This window comes from Aeromicrobium tamlense (genome assembly GCF_013408555.1).
GTDB classification, from domain to species: domain Bacteria; phylum Actinomycetota; class Actinomycetes; order Propionibacteriales; family Nocardioidaceae; genus Aeromicrobium; species Aeromicrobium tamlense.
The window spans coordinates 57,991-76,147 of the sequence record NZ_JACBZN010000001.1 but is presented as its reverse complement, the minus strand read 5'-3'; the positions used below and the strand labels follow the sequence as shown (position 1 = coordinate 76,147).

Here is an 18,157-nt window from a genome sequence, read left to right as displayed (position 1 = left end):
TCAGCAGTTCTCGGACTGCCCACCACCTGAGGAGATTCACATGACTCACCGCGCTCGCATCGGTGCGCTCGCCGCCGGCCTGGCCCTGGCCCTCGGCCCGCTCGCGGCCCCGGCCGCCCACGCCGATCGCCCGACCACGTCGGAGCCCTGCGCCACCCAGACCACTCAGGTCGAGCGCGCCGAGGCCCAGCTGGCCAAGGTGAACGCCGTGTTCGCCAAGCAGCAGGCGAAGGTCAAGAAGGCGAAGAAGGAAGTCCGCCAGGCCGACACCGCCTCGGAGAAGCGCAAGGCCGTCAAGAAGCTCAAGGTCGCGAAGGATCGCCGCACCAAGGTCGCCAAGACCAAGAAGGCGCAGGTCCAGCGCGTCGCCAAGGCCAAGGCGCGCCTCGCCAAGTGCCTGGCCAACCAGCCCGCCGCCTGAGCGAGGCACAGACTCGCCCGCGTCGCGGGACGAGGGAGGCCGGTCCGCCCCAACCCCCGGGGCGGGCCGGCATCTTCCTGTCAGGGGGTCTCAGCCGCGAGGCGACGCGTCGACCGAGCGCGCCGGGGTGCGGCCGGCGAGCTTGCGCAGGCCCCGATGCCGCGCCACGCGTACGGACACCGCGCTGACGCCCAGGACGTCGGCCGCCGTGGAGAGGTCCATCCCCATCCCGTCGACCAGGCCCACGGCAGCCCGCTCGCGCGGGGGCAGCGAAGCGAGCATCGATCGCAGCCAGTCCTGACCCTCCACCTCGGGCCCGTGGTCGGGGACGACCTCGTGGAGCTCGTCGGTCTCCACCGGCAGGGTGTTGCGTCGCTGCGAGGTCCGGCGCGAGTTCGCGCTGATCCGCCGGGCGATGCCGAACAGCCAGCCGCCGAAGTCGGCGGCGGTGCCCTCGAACTGCGAGACCTTCGTGGCGGCGACGTACCAGGCCTCGCTGGCGACGTCCTCCGGCGACGCGGCGGTGTCTCCGGTGGGCCGGGTCTGCAGCCACGTGACGAGCCGGCCCGCGTGGGCGCGGTAGAGCTCGCGCCACGCGTCGGGCTCGCCGCACTTGGCGGCCTTGATGACGGCGTCGTCAGTCATCGGCGGCCTGCGCGTTCTTGTCCTTCTCGGGCTTGGCCGAGGGCTTCTCGGGCTTCGGCTTGTTGGAGCCGTTGCCGTTGCCGTTGCCGTTGCCGCGCTCTCGAGCCTCCTCGGACGAGCCCCGGTCCGAGGGGTCCTTGTCCTGCCCGCGGTGCTGGCCGTTGTCGCCCTTGTCCTGACTGCGAGTGTCGCCCTGACCGCGGTCCTTGGCCGGGGGCTGGTCGACGGGCGCCGCGGTGTCGTCACCCGGGTCCTTCGGTGCGGGGTCCGACGGCGATCGGTCGGCAGAGTCGGAGACGTCGCCCGCGCCCGATCCACGGTCGGCACCCGCAGGGGTGACGACCTTTCCGGCGGGATCGAGGTCGGCTCCGCCACCCGATGTGGAGCCGCCGTCCTGACGGTCCCGCGGGGGCGGCTCAGTGGGCGTGACGATGACGTCGCGCAGTGGCGAGGGCGGCAGCAGCGGCACGTCGATCGCGCCGACCGCCCAAGCGCCGCCCACCGAGATGACGCTGACGCCGAGGAAGGACCCCACGACGAGGGCCAGCCGCCGACCACGACTGCGCGTGGGTGCCGTCGAGGCGTTGCTGCGCGCCGCCATCGCGAGGCGGAACACGAGGTCGTCGGACGGCTCGAGCGTGGGGGCGTCGAGGCGCAGGTCCGGCCGTCGGTCAGGCATGTCGGCTCCTCGACTCAGATGAAGGGATTGCCACGCTCGACGAGCAGGCTGTAGAGCGTCTGCTGGATGGTCTCGCGGACCTGGTCGGTCACGTTGAACAGCAGCATCGGGTCGTCGGCCGACTCGGGCGCGTAGGCGTCGGTGCGTACCGGCTCGCCGAACTCGATGATCCACTTGCTCGGCAGCGGGATCAGGCCGAGCGGCCCGAACAGCGGGAAGAACGGCGTGATGGGGATGTACGGCACCCCGAGCAGCCGCGCGAGCGACGGGATGTTGCCCACGAGCGGGTAGATCTCCTCGGCGCCCACGATCGAGACCGGCACGATCGGCACCTGCGCCCGCATCGCGGACGACACGAAGCCACCACGTCCGAACCGCTGGAGCTTGTAGCGCTCGCTGAACGGCTTGCCGATGCCCTTGAACCCCTCGGGCCACACCGCGGCGAGCTCGCCGGAGGTCAGCAGCCGCTCGGCGTCCTCGGCGCAGGCGAGCGTGGCGCCCATCTTGCGCGCGACCTGGCCGACGTAGGGCAGCCGGAAGACGAGGTCGGCGCCGAGCGGGCGGATCGGGCGACCGGTGTGCTTGCGCACGGCGTAGCCCGTGATGAGGCCGTCGACCGGGACGGTGCCGGAGTGGTTGGCCACCAGCAGCGCGCCGCCGTCGGTGGGGATGTTCTCGACGCCGCGCACCTCGAGCCGGAACCAGCTCTCGGCCAGCGGCTCGACGAGGTGCGACAGCAGGTCGAGCACCTCGGGGTCGAGGCCGAACTCGTCGACCTCGTAGGAGCCGGAGAGGCGGCGACGCAGGCTGCCGACGATCTCGAGCACCTTGACCTGCCAGTCCGTGCCCATGAGCCGGCGGGCGCCCTCGGCGAAGGCGGCGGCGACGTCCTCGGGGTCGATGTCGGCGGTGGCCTCGCGCGGCGCCTCCTGGCGGTGGTCCTGCCCCTCGTCCTCGGGCACCGCGCGCAGGTGACGCTCGCGGGTGCGTCCGGTGGTGGGCTGCTCGGGCTCGACCGGCGGCGGCGTGGCCTTCTTCGGTGCCGCCTTCTTGGCGGAGGCGGCCTTCGTCGTGGTGGTCTTCGCGGCGGCCTTCTTGGCCGCCGTCCTCTTCGCGGCGGTCTTCTTCGCGGTCCGGGGCGCGTCCTGCTTCGGCGCGGCCGAGCGGGCCGAGGCGGAGGTCGCGGCGTCGGCCTGGGCGGCCGAGGTGGGCTTGGTGCCCGAGGTCTTCGCGGCCTTCTTCGCGGCGGACTTGCCGGTGGCCTTCTTGGCCGCCGGACCGGCGAGCGAGCGCGCGGCTCGCGACGGGGACGTGGAGCCATTGCCCCGTCCCGGCCGGCCGGAGGTGCCGATGCCCTTCAGGTCGTCCTTCATCCGGTGATCCCCCATGCGTGCAGCAGGCCCGGGCGCGCCGTCTCGGCGTACCACTCGAAGGTCTCGCGGGTCGTGTGCCGGGGACGGTAGCCGAAGATCTCGTGCAGCGCCGTGGTGTCGAGCACCCGGCCGTACGTGAGCAGGCGGTGCACGCCCGGCGACACGTCGGATCCCATGTAGTGCACCATTCGGCGCAGCACCGAGCCGAAGCCCAGCGGCAGCAGCGGGAGCGTGGGCTTGCCCATGATCCGGGCGGCCTGGCTGAGCATGAGGATCCCGTCGCCGGCCACGTTGAAGGTGCCGGGGTGGTCCTCGTGCGCGGCCATCGCGATGACCTCGAGGGCGTCCTGCGGGTGCAGCAGCTGCAGGCGCGCGTCGAAGCCCATCGGCACCGGCAGGACCGGGTTGGAGAAGTACGTCCCGAGCACGGTCGGGAAATGCGGCGACAGCCACTGCGCCATGCGCAGGGTGGTCACGCAGACGTCGGGACGGCGGCGCGCGAAGCCGCGCGTGTAGCCCTCGACCTCGACGATGTCCTTGGCGAACCCGGACTTGGTGCCTCCGCGCGCCGTCGCGGACTCGGTGAACACCGCGGGGTCGCGCGGGGACGCGCCGTACACAGCCGCACTGCTGGCCAGGACGACGCGCTTGACCGTCTCGGAGCGCTGACAGGCGGCGAGCACCTGCATCGTGCCGATGACGTTGATCTCCTTGGTGGCGCTGCCGCCCGCGCGTGAGCGCATCGGCGCCAGGTCCGCGTGGACGACGGTGTCGACGTCCTCGACGGCGAGCACCTTGGAGATGACGGGCGTGCGGATGTCCGCACGCACGAACTTGACTGACCCGAGATCGTCGGTGGGCAGGGTCGTGTCGACGGCGACGACCCTGACATCCTCCGCTTCAGCGATGCGCCGGGCGGCCTGAGCCACGCCCGGCGTGGCCGCGCCCGTGACGAGGACGACCCCGGCCATCGGTCACTTGCCCAGACGGCGGCGCTGCACTCGCGTGCGCTTGAGCATCTTGCGGTGCTTCTTCTTCGACATCCGCTTGCGGCGCTTCTTGATGACAGAACCCACGACTCACCTCGATCTGATCTTTCACACAGGACAGACCAACACTAGGCGATCGCACCCCGTCGGCGCACACGCGGTGGGCGCTCGGGGGCGAAGTCCTGTCGGTCCGCCCCCCACGGACCCCAGGTTGCGTCAGCCGGCTTGGTAGAACGACTTCTGCAGCAGCTCCTCGACCGCGTGCTCGGGCACGCGGAAGGAGCGACCGACACGCACGGCCTCGAGCTCACCCGAGTGCACGAGTCGGTACACCGTCATCTTCGAGACACGGATCTGGTCCGCGACCTCGGCGACGGTCATGAAGCGGGTTCCCTCAGTCATCTCACACCATCCTCCCAGGGCACGCGCGCTCTCCGGCTTCCCCACCGGAGAGTGAGCGCGCGTGCTTGATGGAAGCGTAGTGGCACGTGAGTCACCTGTGAACGGAAAACTTGAAACTCTCAGGAAACTCACGTACCTTCGGCCGCCGCAGCCGTCCTTGTGTACCGCGGCCGTACCGCGAAACTCGTGGTTTCACCGGGAATTTCAGTCAGTACGACGGGTCGAGGCCGTTCAGCGGAAAACTCTCGGTGCGCGTCGCCTGGATCGACCGGTCGAGCCACGACGCGGGGTCGTAGCCGTCCTCCCAGCGGCGGTAGAGGGCCCGGCGACCATCGGTCATCCGCGTCGGGGCGGGCTGGCCGCGCAGCTGCTCCACGGCCCGGCGCCAGGCCTCGGGCGTCTCGGTCTCGGGCGGCAGCGGGTTGCCGCTGACGATCGACAGCAGGTGTCCCCAGGCGCGCGGCACGACGTCGACCACGGCGTAGCCGCCGCCACCGGTGGCCAGCCAGCGCCCGCCGGTGAGCTCCTCGGCGAGGTCGCGGACGGCGAGGTACGAGGCGCGCTGGCCGTCGATGCTCAGCATGAGGTTGGTCAGCGGGTCGTCCATGTGGGAGTCGCAGCCGTGCTGGCTGACGATGACCTCCGGCGCGAACTCGCGCACGATCGGCGGCACCACCGCGTGGAACGCGCGCAGCCAGCCCGCGTCGGACGTGCCGGGCGGCAGCGGGACGTTGACCGCCGAGCCCTCGGCGCCCTCGGCGCCCACCTCGGTGGAGTAGCCCGTGCCAGGGAAGAGGGTCTGCGGGGACTCGTGCAGGGAGATCGTCAGGACCCGCGGGTCGTGGTAGAAGATCGCCTGCACGCCGTCGCCGTGATGGGCGTCGACGTCGATGTAGACGATCTTCTTCGCACCGTGGTCGAGCATCCACTGGATGCCCATCGCCACGTCGTTGTAGACGCAGAAGCCGCTCGCCCGTCCGGGCATCGCATGGTGCAGGCCGCCGCTGACGTTGATCGCCCGCTTGCGCTCACCGGTCCAGACCAGGCGCGCGGCCTCGAGGCTGGCCCCGGCGATGAGCGCGCTGGCGTCGTGCATCCCGCGGAACACGGGGTTGTCCTCGGTGCCGAGACCGTGTGCGGGGTCGGAGTGCGTGGGGTGCTTGCTCAGGTTGACGACGCGCTCGACGTAGTCGGGCGTGTGGACGCTCAGCAGCTCGCTCTCGGTGGCGGGACGGGCGCCGACGACGTCGAGGTCCTCCAGGACGCCCAGCTCCTCGGCGAGCGCCATCGTCAGCTTCACGCGGACGGGCGCCATCGGGTGCGACGGCCCGAAGTCGTAGTCGGTGAGGTGCTCGTCGAACACCACCGCGGCGCGATCGTCCATGTCGTCAGCCTAGTTCCGCGGAGCGGGCGATCGCGGCCAGAACGCCAGCGCGGATCCCCTCGCCGACGCCGTGCTGGTCGAACGTGGTGATCGCCGCGTGGGTGGTGCCGTTCGGGGAGGTGACGCGGCGGCGCAGCTCCTCGGGCGACTCGTCCGAGCCGGCCAGCAGCTCGGAGGCCCCGACGAGGGTCTGCACGGTCAGCGCGCGCGCCGCCTCGGGGTCGAGGCCGCCCTCGATGCCCGCGGCGATCATGTGCTCGGCGAGGTGGAACAGGTAGGCCGGGCCGGAGCCCGAGACGGCCGTGACGGCGTCCTGGTGCGACTCGTCCACCACGACGACCTCGCCGCCGGAGCGGAGGAGGTCGACGACCGCGTCGAGCCTCTCGACGGGGACGCGGCTGCCGGGCGAGACGCCGAACATGCCGCGGCCGATGACGGCGGGCGTGTTCGGCATCGCACGGACCACGGCGACGCCCTCGGGCAGCGCGGCCTCGATCGTGGCGGTGCGGACTCCGGCGGCCAGCGAGACCACGGTGGCGCCGTCCCCGGCCACCGCCGAGATCTCGGGCAGGACCGAGGCCACGTCCTGCGGCTTCACGACCAGCAGGATCATCTCGGCCCCGGCGACCGCGGCGACGTCGTCCGACGTCTCGTGGCCCCGGGCCTCCAGCTCGGCACGACGCTCGGCGCTGCGCTCCACGACGACGATGTCGTCCCGGCCCGCGCGGGCCATCGCCTCGGCCAGCGTGCCTCCCATGACACCGCCACCGATGACCGCGATCCTCATGGGACCGAGGGTAGTTGGCGGTGGGCCCGGCCCGGCCAGCGGGCGTGACGGGCGTCTCTCAGGCGTCGATGCCGAGGACCGCGAGGGCCTCGTCCACGGACTGCACGATCGTGAACAGCTCCTCGTCGCGCGGACCGATGAAGCCCTCGGCCGCGCCGTGCGACACGATCTCGCGCAGCGGGCCGTAGTAGCCCTCGGTGTCGACCACGACGATCGGCTTGTCGTGGAAGCCGAGCTGGCGCCACGTGAGGATCTCGAAGAACTCCTCGTAGGTTCCGAGCCCGCCGGGCAGGACGACGAACGCGTCGGAGAGCTCGTGCATGAGGGCCTTGCGCTCGTGCATCGTCTCCACGACGTGCATGTCCGGGTCCTCGGTACGGCCGCCCTCGCGCTCCAGCAGCGACTGCGGGATGACCCCGACGACGCGGCCGCCGTGCTCGCGGGCGGCGCGGGAGGCCGCGCCCATGATGCCGATGCCGCCGCCGCCGAACACCAGGTCCACGCCCGCGCGGGCCAGGGCGGTGCCGATCTGCTCGGCGGCCCGGAGGTACTCGGGCCGGGCCCCGTCGCGGGCGCCGCAGAACACGCAGACGGCGTCGATGCTGGTCTCGCTCATGGCACTCACGGTGCCAGTCTGGGGCGAACGCCCGGCGACGGCCCGGCAACCGCGCGACGACGGCGCGCCGCCTGCGCCTATCGTGGCCCGGTGCGCATCGACCCCTTCGTCGTGATGATCCTCGGCCTGGCCGGCCTCGGGATCGTGCTGCCGGCGCAGGGCGAGGTGCTCGAGGTCGTCAACGTGCTCGTGCAGGTCGGCATCGTCGCGCTGTTCTTCCTCTACGGCGCGCGGCTGTCGACGGCCGAGGTCGTGCACGGGTTGACCGCGTGGCGGGTCCACGTCCTGATCGTCGCGGTCACGTTCGTCGTCTTCCCGCTGCTGGGCCTGGCGCTGTCGCCGCTGGCGCCCTCGGTGATCTCGCAGCAGCTGCTGACCGCGCTCGTGTTCCTGTGCCTGGTCCCCTCGACCGTCCAGTCGTCGGTGGCGTTCACGTCGATCGCCGGCGGCGACCGCGCGATCGCCGTCGTCGCGGCCTCGACCTCCAGCCTGCTCGGCGTGTTCCTCACGCCCCTGCTGGTGGCCCTGCTCCTCGGTGGCGACGTCACGGTGGACGCGGAGGCGATCCTGCGCATCGTCGGCCTGCTCCTGCTGCCGTTCCTCGCGGGCCAGGTGGCGCGGCGCTGGCTGCGACCGTGGCTCGTGCGGCACGACGTGGGACTGCGCCGCTTCGACCGGTCCACCGTGCTGCTGGTGGTCTACGCCGGCTTCAGCCGCGGCACGAACGCCGACGTGTGGGACGTCCTGGACTGGGGCGACGGCGCCGTCGTCGCCGGGGTCTGCGCGGGCCTGCTCGCCGTCTCGTCGCTCGTGTGCTGGCTGGCGGGGCGCCGGTTCGGCCGCGGGGCGCAGGTGGCGATCTACTTCTGCGGCACGAACAAGTCGCTCGCCGCGGGCCTGCCGATGGCCAGCGTGCTGTTCTCGGCCACCACGTTCCCGCTCATGATCCTGCCGCTGATGGTCTACCACCAGCTCCAGCTCGTGGTCGGCTCGATCGTCGCCACCAGACTGTCGGGGCACGGTCGTAGCGTGCAGCCATGACTGTCACACCCGCGATGATCACGTGCGACACGACCGACGCCCTGGCGTTGGCCACCTGGTGGGCCGAGCAGACCGGCGGCACCATCACCGAGGAGAACGACGGCTGGTACGTCATCGTCTCGGTCCCCGACAGCCCCACGCTGGCGTTCCAGAAGGTCGAGGACCCCACGCCGGGCAAGAACCGGCTGCACCTCGACGTGCTCGCGGACGACCTCGATGCCGAGGTCGCGCGGCTGCGCGAGGCCGGCGCGGGGCTCGTGGCCGAGCGCGGCGACGCGAGCTTCCGGTGGGTCACGCTGACCGATCCCGCCGGTAACGAGTTCTGCGTCGCGCAGCGGTCCTGAGCCGGCTCAGACCGGCGTCGGCGCGAGGTGCAGGCGTGCGTACGCCAGTGCCTCCAGCAGGTCCGCATCGCGGTCGTCCGCCTTGCGGGTGTTGACCTCCACCACGACGTGGCCCGTGAAGCCGCGGTCGGCGAGGTGGCCCAGCAGGCGGTCGCAGCCCTGCGTGCCGCGGCCCGGGATGAGGTGCTCGTCCTTGATCGAGCCCGACCCGTCGGCGAGGTGGATGTGCCGCAGCCGGTCGCCGAGGTCGTCGATCAGCTGCATCGAGTCGATCCGCGAGGTGGCGCTGTGCGAGAAGTCCACCGTGACGTTCTCGTACTCGAACGGCACCGGGTCCCAGCCGGGCGCGTAGGCCTGGAACTCACGCTTGCCCGAGCGCCACGGATACATGTTCTCCACGGCGAAGGCCACGTCGTACTCGTCCTCGAGCCGGGCGATGCCCTCGACGAAGCCGCGCGCGTACTCGCGCTGCCACCGGAACGGCGGATGCACCACCACGGTGTCGGCGCCCACGTCGAGCGCCATCTCGGCGCTGCGGTGGATCTTGCCCCACGGGTCGGTGCCCCACACGCGCTGCGTCACCAGCAGGCACGGCGCGTGGATCGAGACGACCGGGATGTCGTGCGCCTGGGCCAGCGCCTTGATCGCGGTGGTGTCGGCACTGACCTCGTCGAGGCCCACCATGACCTCGACACCGTCGTAGCCCAGGCGCGCCGCGGTCGCGAAGCCCGCCGCCGTGCCGTCGGGATAGACCGACGACGTCGACAGCGAGACCCTCGGCTGGCTCACACTCACGCCTTCCAGACTAGGGCGGCACTGGTCACAGGTGGTCCAGGTACTCGATCAGCACGCCCTCGCGCAGGGCCCACGGGCAGATCTGGAGCTCGTCGACGCCGAACAGCTCCATGGTGGCCTCGGCGACCACGGCACCCGCGCGCATCTGGTGCGCGCGCATCGCCGAGACGCCCGGCATCGCGGCGATCTGCTCATCGGTGGCGACCCGCAGCTCCTGGCCCAGGCTCACGAGATCGCGGTGCTTGAGCGTGCGCCGGACGTAGGGCCCCTCCCCCGACGGCGCGGCGCCGCACATGCGCGCCAGCGAGCGGAAGGTCTTGCTGGTGGCCACGGCGCGGTCGAAGGGACCGCCGCGCAGCAGCGGGCCGGCGACGGCGCCGATCTCCCGGCGCACCTCGCGGCGCAGGTCGTCGTGGTCCATCCCGCGGTCGAGCCACTCGCGGGTGAGCCGGCCGGCGCCCAGCGGCAGCGACGTGGCGGTCTCGGGCTCCTCGTCGGCACCGACGGCCAGCTCGAGCGAGCCGCCGCCGATGTCGAACACGCCGAGGCGGCCCGACGACCAGCCGAACCAGCGGCGCACCGCCAGGAAGGTCAGCCGCGCCTCGTCCTCGCCGGGCAGGATCTGCAGCTGCGTCCCACTGGCCTCGGCGACCCGCGCGATCACCTCGTCGGCGTTGCCCGCGTCGCGCACGGCGGAGGTCGCGAACGCCAGCACGCGCTCGGCGCCCTTGTCCTCGGCCTGCGAGGCGGCCTCGGTCACGTACTTCACGAGTCGGTCGGTGCCTTCTGCCGTGAGATGGCCGCCGGCGTCGAGGTTCTCGGCGAGGCGCAGTGGCTCGCTGAACGAGTGGGCCGGGATCGGCGGTCCGCCACGGAACGCGTCGACGATGAGCAGGTGCCCGGTGTTGGAACCGATGTCGAGGACGCCGATGCGCATGGGCCTCAGTGTGACATCGCTGCGGCGGGCTGCGCAGGCGAGCGCGGCGGCTCGAACACTCCGGTGCGCGCGATCTCGCGGTAGAGCACGGGCGCGAGCGTGGCCGCGTAGGACGCCGAGACGTGGTTGTAGTCGCGGTAGACGTTGACCCCGCCGATCACCGCGGGGCACACGTCGTCGTGGCAGAACAGCGGCTCGGTGTCGACGAAGTGGGCGCCGTCGACCTGCTCGGCCGCGGGGCCGAACGGGTCGAACTCGGGCACGACGTCGTCGAGCGGGACGTCGCACTGCGACCAGTCCGTGGAGCCGAGGGCGGCGAGGCAGTCGACGGTGTCGTCCGGCATCCGCGGGTTGTCGCGCAGCGCCACGATCGGCACGCCGGCGCGCGTGACGGGCTCCCACGCCTCGACGTGGCTGGCCACCTGGCGGCCCTTCGGGCCCTTCATGCGGCCGTTGTACGAGGTGGTCACGACGACGTCGTAATCGGTCGCGTGCTCGTCCAGCCAGTCGGCGAGCTTGCCGCGCCACTCGTCGCACAGCGGACCACGCTGGGTGTCCTTGCGGTCGACGACCGGCAGGGTGCTCCAGCCACAGCTGGCCTTCGCCGCGGCGTCCACCGAGACGACGCCCTGCTCCGCGAGACGTCGGAAGGCGCCGAACAGCACGCGGGCGTGCGAGTCGCCCAGCACGAGGATCTTCGGGGCGTCCTCGGCCAGCTTCGCGCCGGGGGCCAGGTCGCAGATGTTGAGGTTGGCGTCGCCCGGATCGGACCAGCACTCGAGGTAGGCCACGAAGTCCCGACCGGCGCGGCTGACGTCGGGCCGGATCACGCCGTCCAGGTCAGGGTTCGCGCACGACTCCCCGTCGGTCAGGGCCGCCATCGTCATCGCGCCGAAGCAGTCCGGCTCGTCGGCGGTCATGAGCGCCTCGACCCGCGAGACGTCGCTCTCGATGGCCTCGACCCGGTCCGTCCCGGGCACCGTGACGAGGAACGCCGCCAGCACCGCGGCGGCGGCGACCGTGACCCACAGGCCACCGTGGTCGACGAGTGCGCGCAGGCCCGCGACGAGCGCCACCGTGACGACCGCGGCCAGGCCGACGAGCAGGAGGAGCTCCGCCCGGTCGCGCAATCCGATCTCACGGCCGGCGATCTCGGGGGCGAATCGCAGGGCGGGGCCGGCCCAGCAGAGACCGGCCCAGGCGATCGCGGCGAGCCAGCCGGACAGCCGCGGGCCGAGCCACGTGGCGGGCGAACCGTGAGCGGGTCCCGACGCGGCCAGGAGGACGCCGGCCATGGCGCCGACCACGGTCAGCAGGAGGTCTCCGGACGCGAGCACGGCGACCGCTCCGACGCCGAGCCCCGTGCCCCACGCGATGAGCGCCATCGGGCCCCCGAGCGCCGCGTCGCCCGCCCGCGACAGGGCGAGCGCCACGAGGACGCCGAGGCCCACGGGCCAGAACCGGGCGCCGAGGTGCAGCGCCGGGTCGAACGCCCACCAGACGAAGGAGGCGGCGGACAGGACCAGGACGATGAGGCTCAGCCCGCTGGCGAGCCGGTCGGCGACGAGGCGCAGGACCAGCACGACGACGGCGGACTGCACGAGCAGCGAGACGAGCCAGAAGGTGGCCACGGGCGAGTCGGCGGCGACGGTGCGCACGTTGGTGAGTGCGAGCGCGGCGTCGCGGACGTCGTGCAGGAGTGGCGCCCAGTCACGGACGTCCATCCAGCGCTGCACGGCCAGGCCGGTGGCGACGAGCACGAGCAGGGGCGGCACGAGGAGCCGCAGGCCGGTGCCGATCACCGTGGCGAGGGGACGGTCGCGCTCGACGAGCAGGACCTGGGCGAACAGCGCGCCGGCCACGACCAGGAGGACCTCGACCGCGACGTCGGCCCCGGGAAGGCGTCCGGGCCAGTACACGCCGAGCACGAAGAGGGCCGCCGCGGCGGCCGCGATCGTGCACCACGCGGTGGTGAGTCGTCCCCCGGTCACGTTCGTCAACCCTACGTGGCCGGTCCACGTGACCTACCCTGACTCCGTGCCCGAGGTCGACCTGGGATTCCCCCGCTCGTTCGTGGAGTTCGCGAACCCCGACGACGCCACCGAGGTCTTCCGCTGCGACCTCACGTGGCTCACGTCGCGCTGGACCTGCATCTTCGGCGCGGGGTGCGCGGGCATCTACGCCTCCGCGCCCGACTCGGGCTGCTGCACCCTGGGCGCGCACTTCAGCGACGAGGACGACCACGCCCGCGTCGCCGGGTTCGTCGAGCAGCTCGACCCCACCGAGTGGGAGCTGCACGACCTCGGCCGCGCCGAGGGCTGGACCGAGCGCGACGCCGACGGCGAGCTCAAGACGCGGGTCGCGGACGGCGCCTGCATCTTCCACAACTCGCGCGACTTCCGCGGCGGCTACGGCTGCGCCCTGCACGCCCACGCCCTCGCCACGGGGCTCGAGCCGCACACCACGAAGCCCGACGTGTGCTGGCAGCTGCCGCTGCGCCGCGAGTTCCGCGAGGTCGACCCCGGCGACGGCTCGCACTACACCGAGGTCAGCATCGGCGAGTACACCCGCACGGGCTGGGGCCCGGGTGGTGCCGATCTCGACTGGTACTGCTCGTCGAACACCGAGGCGCACGTCGCGCCCGAGCCCGTCTACCTCGGCAGCCGCGCCGAGCTGACGGCACTCATGGGCGAGGCCGGCTACGCCGAGCTGGTGGGTCACTGTGAGCGCTTCGTCGCCGCGGGTCGCCCGGTGCCGCACCCCGCCGACCCAAGGTGACCCTGACTGAGACGGCGATCACGTGACGGGCAACAATGCCGTATGCACCTCGATCATCTGTCGTTCGCCGTCGGACCCGCGGGCCTCATCGCGACCACGACCGAGCTGAGCGAGAAGTTCGGCGCCGTGTTCCAGGCGGGTGGCATCCACCCCCGCTTCGGCACCAACAACATGATCCTGCCGCTGAGGAACCACCAGTACCTAGAGGTCGTCGAGGCGCTCGAGCACCCCGCGTCGGACAAGGCTCCGTTCGGCCAGGCCGTGCGCGCCCGCTCCGAGCTCGGCGGCGGCTGGCTCGGCTGGTGCGTCTCGGTCGAGGACATCACCCCGGTGGAGCACCGCATCGGCCGTCACGCCGTGCCGGGCAACCGTCACCGTCCCGACGGCCTCAACCTCACGTGGAAGCAGATCGGCGTCCACGGCATGCGCGCCGATCCGCAGCTGCCGTTCGTCATCTCGTGGGACATCCCCGAGGACGAGCACCCCTCGCAGATGGCGGAGTCCGAGGTCACGCTGACGGCCCTGGAGATCGCCGGCAGCCCCGAGCGGCTGGCCGACTGGCTCGGCGAGCCCGCCGTCGGCGCGCTCGAGCAGATCGAGGTCCGCTGGGTCGCCCCGAACGGCGCGCCGGGCATCCTCGCCGCCGAGTTCGACACCCCGAACGGCATCGTCCGGGTCTGATCGCCGCGGGGTCGCCGGCTTGTCGGTGGCCCCTCCTACGCTGTCTTCCATGCCGCCCAAGACCGCGTCCGCCTTCGCCTGCTCCGAGTGCGGCTGGACCACCGCGAAGTGGGTCGGCCGCTGTGGTGAGTGCCATGCGTGGGGCACCGTCGACGTCGCCGGCGGCAGCTCGCGCACCGGCCGCACCAGCGCCGGACCGGTCTCCAGCCCCGCCGTCCCGATCGCCGAGGTCACCGCCACCGAGGCGGCCGCGATGGGCTCGGGCATCCCCGAGCTCGACCGCGTGCTCGGCGGTGGCGTCGTCCCCGGCGCGGTCATGCTGATGGCGGGCGAGCCGGGCGTCGGCAAGTCCACGCTGCTGCTCGAGGTCGCGGCCCGCTGGGCGCGCGCCGGGCGCCGCACCCTCTACGTCTCGGGCGAGGAGTCCGCGGCCCAGGTGCGCCTGCGGGCCGAGCGCACGGGGGCCTTGGCCGACGAGCTGTTCCTCGCCGCCGAGACCGACCTCGGCGGTCTGCTCACGCACATCGACGCGGTCAAGCCCAGCCTGCTGATCGTCGACTCGGTCCAGACCATCGGGTCGGCGTCGGTCGACGGCGTGCCCGGCGGCGTCACCCAGGTGCGCGAGGTCGCCGCCACGGTCATCGGCCGCGCGAAGGCCGAGGGCATCGCCACGCTGCTGGTCGGCCACGTCACGAAGGACGGATCGGTCGCCGGACCGCGCGTGCTCGAGCACCTCGTCGACGTCGTGCTGCAGTTCGAGGGCGACCGCACCAGCCGGCTGCGCCTGCTGCGCGCCACCAAGAACCGCTTCGGCCCGGTCGACGAGATCGGCTGCTTCGACCTCGTCGACGCCGGCATCGTCGAGGTGCCCGACCCCACAGGCCTGTTCGTGTCCCGCCACGAGTCGCCGGTCGCGGGCACGTGCGTCACCGTCACGATGGAGGGCCGCCGGCCGCTGCTGGCCGAGGTGCAGGCGCTCACGGTCGCGGCCACCACGCCGTCGCCGCGGCGCTCGTCCAGCGGCCTGGACTCCTCGCGCGTCTCGATGCTGCTCGCGGTGCTGAGCAAGACGGGCGTCTCGCTGGGCAACCAGGACGTCTACACCGCCTCGGTCGGCGGTGCCCGACTGCACGAGCCGGCCGTCGACCTCGCGGTCGCGCTGGCCGTGATCTCGGCCGCCGGGGGCTCGCCGCTGCCCGGCGGACTCGTCGCGATCGGCGAGGTCGGACTGGCCGGCGAGGTCCGGCCCGTACGCGGGCTCGAGGCCCGCCTGCGCGAGGCCGCGCGCATCGGCTTCACCCACGCGATCGTCCCCACCGGCACCGAGAGCCTCGACCGGGTCGGCCTGAAGGTGCTGCGAACCGGAGATCTCGCCGCTGCGCTCCGGGCGCTGCCCTAGGATGAGGCCGACCACTACGTGAGCGAGAGCGAGAGACGTCGTGCCGGCTTCCGACCTGCGGGCGACCCTGAGCTCCGTCGCGCCCGGAACGGCGCTGCGTGAGGGTCTGGAGCGCATCATGCGAGGGCGCACCGGCGCCCTGATCGTGATCGGTCAGGACCGCGTGGTCGACTCGATCTCCACGGGCGGCTTCGCCCTCGACGTCCCGTTCACCGCCACCGGCGTCCGCGAGCTGGCGAAGATGGACGGCGCGATCATCCTCGACTCCTCGGCCACCCGGATCATGCGCGCCGCCGTGCACCTCATGCCCGACCCGTCGATCCCGACCACCGAGTCCGGCACCCGCCACCGCACCGCCGAGCGCGTGGCCCGCCAGACCGGCGTCCCGGTCATCTCGGTCTCGGCGTCGATGCACACGATCGCGCTCTACCAGGACGACCAGCGCTACGTGCTGGAGGAGCCCACCGTCGTCGTCAGCCGGGCGAACCAGGCGCTCCAGACGCTCGAGCGCTACCGCACGCGCCTCGACGAGGTCTCCGACGCGCTGTCGGCCCTCGAGGTCGAGGACCTCGTCACCGTCCGCGACGTCACCGCCGTCGCCCAGCGCCTCGAGATGGTGCGCCGCATCTCCGACGAGATCGAGATGTACGTGCTCGAGCTCGGCTCCGACGGCCGTTTGCTCTCGCTCCAGCTGAACGAGCTCGTGGGCGGCGTCGACGCCGAGCGCACGCTCGTGGTCCGCGACTACCTGCCGCCGGGCTCGGACGAGCAGGCCGCGAAGGTTCTCGACGCGCTGGCCGAGCTGGAGTCCCAGGAGGTCCTCGACCTCGGCATCGTCGCCTCGGCGCTGCACATCGGCGACGGCAACTCGCTCGATGCCTCGGTGTCGCCGCACGGCTACCGGCTGCTGGCGCGCATCCCGCGCCTGCCCGGCTCGGTGGTGGAGCGCCTCATCACGCACTTCGGCACGCTCCAGCGCCTGCTGGGCGCCAGCCTCGACGACCTGCAGGCCGTGGAGGGCGTGGGCGACCTGCGCGCCCGCGGCGTCCGCGACGGCCTCTCGCGCCTCGCCGAGTCCAGCATCCTCGAGCGCTACGTCTGACGCTCAGTCGTTGCCGGCGGTCGAGCTGGCGGTCGGCCGCGCCGGTGTCGGCTGCGACGCCGGCTTCTTCGTGGGCGCCGTCGTGGGTTGGGTGGTGGCCTTGGTCTCGGGTGTCTCGGGCATCTCGGGAGCGCGCCGCGCGAGCTTGAACGTGACCTCGCCGGGCTCGCCGCCGTACGTGCCGATCTTGAGCGTGTAGGTGCCCGGGGGCGCGAAGCCCTCGCTGGTGCCGCAGCCCGCGCCGGAGCCGCGGCCGGTCCACTCGACCGACGTGACCGTGCTCCAGCCGGCCGGGATCGCGACGGCCTCGTCGAAGAATGCTGCCCGGCAGACCGAGGAGTCGTAGATGGGCGCGCGCTCGGTGTCGACCACGGCGAGCAGCTCGCTCGCGCTGGGGCGGAAGGTGCAGGCGGCGCCGTCGAGCGCGGTCAGCATGAGGTCCATCCGGACCGGACCGCCGGCGAACTGACCGGTCGGCACGGAGGGGACGATGCGCACGTTGTCGGGCTCGCACAGGGCCGCATCGGTCTCGATCGCGACGGAGACCTGGTCGGCGGGCGGCGCGGTGGTGGGCGGGCTGCTGGGAGTGGTCGGGGTGGGCGTGGGCTGCGTGGCGGCGGCCGGCTTCGGCTCGTCGTCGCCCATCAGCTCGACGACCTTCACGACGCCCCAGGCGAGCGCGAGCAGGGCTGCCAGCACGAGGAGCCGACGACGCCAGAAGACGTCGCGTCCGACCGACCTGTTGCTCACCGCACCACGTTATCCGTCCGCCCCGGCGTGAAAGGATCGACGCGCCATGCCTGCCACCACTCCCCCGCCCCGCGAGCTGCACGAGCGCATCATCGACTGGTTCGGCGTCCATCGACGGAGCCTGCCGTGGCGCGACGACCCGGCGCCGTGGCGCGTCATGGTCTCCGAGCTCATGCTCCAGCAGACGCCCGTCGTGCGGGTGCTGCCGGTGTTCGAGGCGTGGATGGAGCGCTGGCCGACCCCGGCGGATCTCGCGGCCGAGCCCTCGGGCGAGGCGGTGCGCGCCTGGGGTCGCTTGGGGTACCCGCGGCGCGCGCTGCGCCTGCACGCCGCCGCCACCGCGATCGTCGCCGACCACGGCGGCGAGGTGCCGAGCACGTATGAAGAGCTGCTGACCCTGCCGGGCGTCGGCGACTACACGGCGGCCGCGATCGCCTCGTTCGCGTACGGGCGGCGGGCGGTCGTCCTCGACACGAACGTGCGGCGGGTGTTCGCCCGGGTGGTCGAGGGCGTGCAGTACCCGGCGCCCACGGTGCGGCGGGCCGAGCGCGACCTCGCGACCTCGCTGCTGCCCGACGACGAGGACCGGGCTGCCGCCTGGGCCGCGGCGACGATGGAGCTCGGCGCGCTGGTGTGCACCGCGCGCTCGCCCCGCTGCGAGGCCTGCCCGGTCGCCGACCTGTGTCGCTGGCGCGCGGCCGGCTACCCCGAGCACGACGGACCGCCGCGACGCGGCCAGGCCTGGCACGGCACCGACCGCCAGTGCCGCGGCGCCCTGATGGCCGTGGTCCGCGACGCCGACGGTCCGGTGGCACCCGAGGTCGTCGCCGCCTCCTGGTCGGACGCCGCCCAGCGCGAGCGCTGCCTCGACTCCCTCCTCGACGACGGGCTCCTCGACCTCACCCCCGACGGCCGCCTCACCCTCCCCGGCTGACCCCGGCCCGCCCGCCTGCCCCGGCCCGCCCGCCTGCCCCGGCCCGCCCGCCTGCCCCTCCGCGAGTGGCGCCACTCGGCGTCGGCGGTCGACCGGAGGC

The 18,157-nt window shown here is 72.8% G+C and carries 21 protein-coding genes; 8 read left to right on the top strand and 13 right to left on the bottom strand.

Annotated features, from left to right (window positions below):
• The first annotated feature begins 40 nt into the window (after positions 1–40).
• Positions 41–421 (top strand): hypothetical protein, encoded by a 381-nt coding sequence (locus tag BJ975_RS00405; protein WP_179422576.1) that lies wholly within the window; start codon positions 41–43, stop codon positions 419–421.
• Between the two features lie 90 nt (positions 422–511).
• Here BJ975_RS00405 and BJ975_RS00400 read toward each other — a convergent pair whose 3' ends face one another.
• From BJ975_RS00400 to BJ975_RS00360, 9 genes are all read right to left on the bottom strand, one after another.
• The gene (locus BJ975_RS00400; protein WP_179422574.1) at positions 512–1,066 is read right to left on the bottom strand and encodes an RNA polymerase sigma factor; all 555 of its coding nucleotides are present in this window, start codon (positions 1,064–1,066) and stop codon (positions 512–514) included.
• On the bottom strand, positions 1,059–1,745 hold the full coding sequence (locus BJ975_RS00395; protein ID WP_179422572.1) for a hypothetical protein: 687 nt from the start codon (positions 1,743–1,745) through the stop codon (positions 1,059–1,061). Before BJ975_RS00395 ends, BJ975_RS00400 begins: the two co-directional genes overlap by 8 nt.
• A 14-nt stretch (positions 1,746–1,759) precedes the next feature.
• A complete protein-coding gene (locus BJ975_RS00390; RefSeq protein WP_179422570.1) occupies positions 1,760–3,118 on the bottom strand; it encodes a lysophospholipid acyltransferase family protein in 1,359 nt (452 codons plus the stop codon).
• Positions 3,115–4,089: an NAD-dependent epimerase/dehydratase family protein gene (locus BJ975_RS00385; protein WP_179422568.1), complete on the bottom strand. Its 975-nt coding sequence runs from the start codon at positions 4,087–4,089 to the stop codon at positions 3,115–3,117. The genes BJ975_RS00390 and BJ975_RS00385 overlap by 4 nt, the downstream gene beginning before the upstream one ends.
• A gap of 3 nt (positions 4,090–4,092) precedes the next feature.
• Positions 4,093–4,194, bottom strand: a complete 102-nt coding sequence (locus tag BJ975_RS00380; RefSeq protein WP_019143756.1) for a 30S ribosomal protein bS22 — start codon at positions 4,192–4,194, stop codon at positions 4,093–4,095.
• A gap of 129 nt (positions 4,195–4,323) precedes the next feature.
• On the bottom strand, positions 4,324–4,509 hold the full coding sequence (locus BJ975_RS00375; protein WP_179422566.1) for a helix-turn-helix domain-containing protein: 186 nt from the start codon (positions 4,507–4,509) through the stop codon (positions 4,324–4,326).
• Between the two features lie 208 nt (positions 4,510–4,717).
• Complete coding sequence (locus BJ975_RS00370) at positions 4,718–5,893, bottom strand: acetoin utilization protein AcuC (RefSeq protein WP_179422564.1); 1,176 nt, start codon at positions 5,891–5,893, stop codon at positions 4,718–4,720.
• Between the two features lie 4 nt (positions 5,894–5,897).
• A complete protein-coding gene (gene proC / locus BJ975_RS00365) occupies positions 5,898–6,680 on the bottom strand; it encodes a pyrroline-5-carboxylate reductase (protein WP_179422562.1) in 783 nt (260 codons plus the stop codon).
• Between the two features lie 58 nt (positions 6,681–6,738).
• A complete protein-coding gene (locus BJ975_RS00360; protein ID WP_179422560.1) occupies positions 6,739–7,296 on the bottom strand; it encodes an LOG family protein in 558 nt (185 codons plus the stop codon).
• Between the two features lie 90 nt (positions 7,297–7,386).
• Between BJ975_RS00360 and BJ975_RS00355 the strand changes: the two genes are divergently transcribed.
• Positions 7,387–8,337, top strand: coding sequence for a bile acid:sodium symporter family protein (locus tag BJ975_RS00355; protein ID WP_269303858.1), 951 nt, complete (start codon positions 7,387–7,389; stop codon positions 8,335–8,337).
• Positions 8,334–8,681 (top strand): VOC family protein, encoded by a 348-nt coding sequence (locus tag BJ975_RS00350; protein WP_179422558.1) that lies wholly within the window; start codon positions 8,334–8,336, stop codon positions 8,679–8,681. Before BJ975_RS00355 ends, BJ975_RS00350 begins: the two co-directional genes overlap by 4 nt.
• Positions 8,682–8,687: 6 nt before the next feature.
• On the opposite strand, the gene BJ975_RS00345 is transcribed toward BJ975_RS00350, so the two are convergent.
• From BJ975_RS00345 to BJ975_RS17045, 3 genes are read right to left on the bottom strand one after another with little or no spacing between them, the layout of a single operon-like run.
• Positions 8,688–9,476: a sugar phosphate isomerase/epimerase family protein gene (locus BJ975_RS00345; RefSeq protein WP_317628234.1), complete on the bottom strand. Its 789-nt coding sequence runs from the start codon at positions 9,474–9,476 to the stop codon at positions 8,688–8,690.
• Between the two features lie 25 nt (positions 9,477–9,501).
• Entirely contained in the window at positions 9,502–10,413 is a 912-nt protein-coding gene (locus tag BJ975_RS00340) for a Ppx/GppA phosphatase family protein (protein ID WP_179422556.1), read from the bottom strand.
• A 5-nt stretch (positions 10,414–10,418) separates the two neighbouring features.
• Positions 10,419–12,404, bottom strand: coding sequence for an SGNH hydrolase domain-containing protein (locus BJ975_RS17045; protein ID WP_179422554.1), 1,986 nt, complete (start codon positions 12,402–12,404; stop codon positions 10,419–10,421).
• Positions 12,405–12,450: 46 nt separating this feature from the next.
• Here BJ975_RS17045 and BJ975_RS00330 point away from each other — a divergent pair, with 46 nt between their 5' ends.
• From BJ975_RS00330 to disA, 4 genes are read left to right on the top strand one after another with little or no spacing between them, the layout of a single operon-like run.
• Positions 12,451–13,191, top strand: a complete 741-nt coding sequence (locus BJ975_RS00330; protein WP_179422552.1) for a hypothetical protein — start codon at positions 12,451–12,453, stop codon at positions 13,189–13,191.
• A gap of 42 nt (positions 13,192–13,233) precedes the next feature.
• Positions 13,234–13,872: a VOC family protein gene (locus BJ975_RS00325; protein ID WP_179422550.1), complete on the top strand. Its 639-nt coding sequence runs from the start codon at positions 13,234–13,236 to the stop codon at positions 13,870–13,872.
• A gap of 49 nt (positions 13,873–13,921) precedes the next feature.
• The gene (gene radA, locus BJ975_RS00320; protein ID WP_179422548.1) at positions 13,922–15,271 is read left to right on the top strand and encodes a DNA repair protein RadA; all 1,350 of its coding nucleotides are present in this window, start codon (positions 13,922–13,924) and stop codon (positions 15,269–15,271) included.
• 40 nt (positions 15,272–15,311) lie between these two features.
• Complete coding sequence (disA, locus tag BJ975_RS00315) at positions 15,312–16,373, top strand: DNA integrity scanning diadenylate cyclase DisA (RefSeq protein WP_179422546.1); 1,062 nt, start codon at positions 15,312–15,314, stop codon at positions 16,371–16,373.
• A gap of 3 nt (positions 16,374–16,376) precedes the next feature.
• Here disA and BJ975_RS00310 read toward each other — a convergent pair whose 3' ends face one another.
• Positions 16,377–17,123 (bottom strand): hypothetical protein, encoded by a 747-nt coding sequence (locus BJ975_RS00310; protein WP_179422544.1) that lies wholly within the window; start codon positions 17,121–17,123, stop codon positions 16,377–16,379.
• 46 nt (positions 17,124–17,169) lie between these two features.
• Here BJ975_RS00310 and BJ975_RS00305 point away from each other — a divergent pair, with 46 nt between their 5' ends.
• The gene (locus BJ975_RS00305) at positions 17,170–18,057 is read left to right on the top strand and encodes an A/G-specific adenine glycosylase (RefSeq protein ID WP_179422542.1); all 888 of its coding nucleotides are present in this window, start codon (positions 17,170–17,172) and stop codon (positions 18,055–18,057) included.
• Positions 18,058–18,157: the final 100 nt, after the last annotated feature.

Excerpts from the sequence above, each read along its gene's own strand:
- radA (WP_179422548.1), top strand. The coding sequence starts at position 13,922 with ATGCCGCCCAAGACCGCGTCCGCCTTCGCCTGCTCCGAGTGCGGCTGG.
- BJ975_RS00325 (WP_179422550.1), top strand. The coding sequence starts at position 13,234 with ATGCACCTCGATCATCTGTCGTTCGCCGTCGGACCCGCGGGCCTCATC.
- BJ975_RS00370 (WP_179422564.1), bottom strand. The coding sequence starts at position 5,893 with ATGGACGATCGCGCCGCGGTGGTGTTCGACGAGCACCTCACCGACTAC.
- BJ975_RS00350 (WP_179422558.1), top strand. The coding sequence starts at position 8,334 with ATGACTGTCACACCCGCGATGATCACGTGCGACACGACCGACGCCCTG.
- BJ975_RS00385 (WP_179422568.1), bottom strand. The coding sequence starts at position 4,089 with ATGGCCGGGGTCGTCCTCGTCACGGGCGCGGCCACGCCGGGCGTGGCT.
- BJ975_RS00340 (WP_179422556.1), bottom strand. The coding sequence starts at position 10,413 with ATGCGCATCGGCGTCCTCGACATCGGTTCCAACACCGGGCACCTGCTC.
- proC (WP_179422562.1), bottom strand. The coding sequence starts at position 6,680 with ATGAGGATCGCGGTCATCGGTGGCGGTGTCATGGGAGGCACGCTGGCC.
- BJ975_RS00375 (WP_179422566.1), bottom strand. The coding sequence starts at position 4,509 with ATGACTGAGGGAACCCGCTTCATGACCGTCGCCGAGGTCGCGGACCAG.
- BJ975_RS00390 (WP_179422570.1), bottom strand. The coding sequence starts at position 3,118 with ATGAAGGACGACCTGAAGGGCATCGGCACCTCCGGCCGGCCGGGACGG.
- BJ975_RS00395 (WP_179422572.1), bottom strand. The coding sequence starts at position 1,745 with ATGCCTGACCGACGGCCGGACCTGCGCCTCGACGCCCCCACGCTCGAG.
- BJ975_RS00305 (WP_179422542.1), top strand. The coding sequence starts at position 17,170 with ATGCCTGCCACCACTCCCCCGCCCCGCGAGCTGCACGAGCGCATCATC.
- BJ975_RS00405 (WP_179422576.1), top strand. The coding sequence starts at position 41 with ATGACTCACCGCGCTCGCATCGGTGCGCTCGCCGCCGGCCTGGCCCTG.
- BJ975_RS00360 (WP_179422560.1), bottom strand. The coding sequence starts at position 7,296 with ATGAGCGAGACCAGCATCGACGCCGTCTGCGTGTTCTGCGGCGCCCGC.
- BJ975_RS00400 (WP_179422574.1), bottom strand. The coding sequence starts at position 1,066 with ATGACTGACGACGCCGTCATCAAGGCCGCCAAGTGCGGCGAGCCCGAC.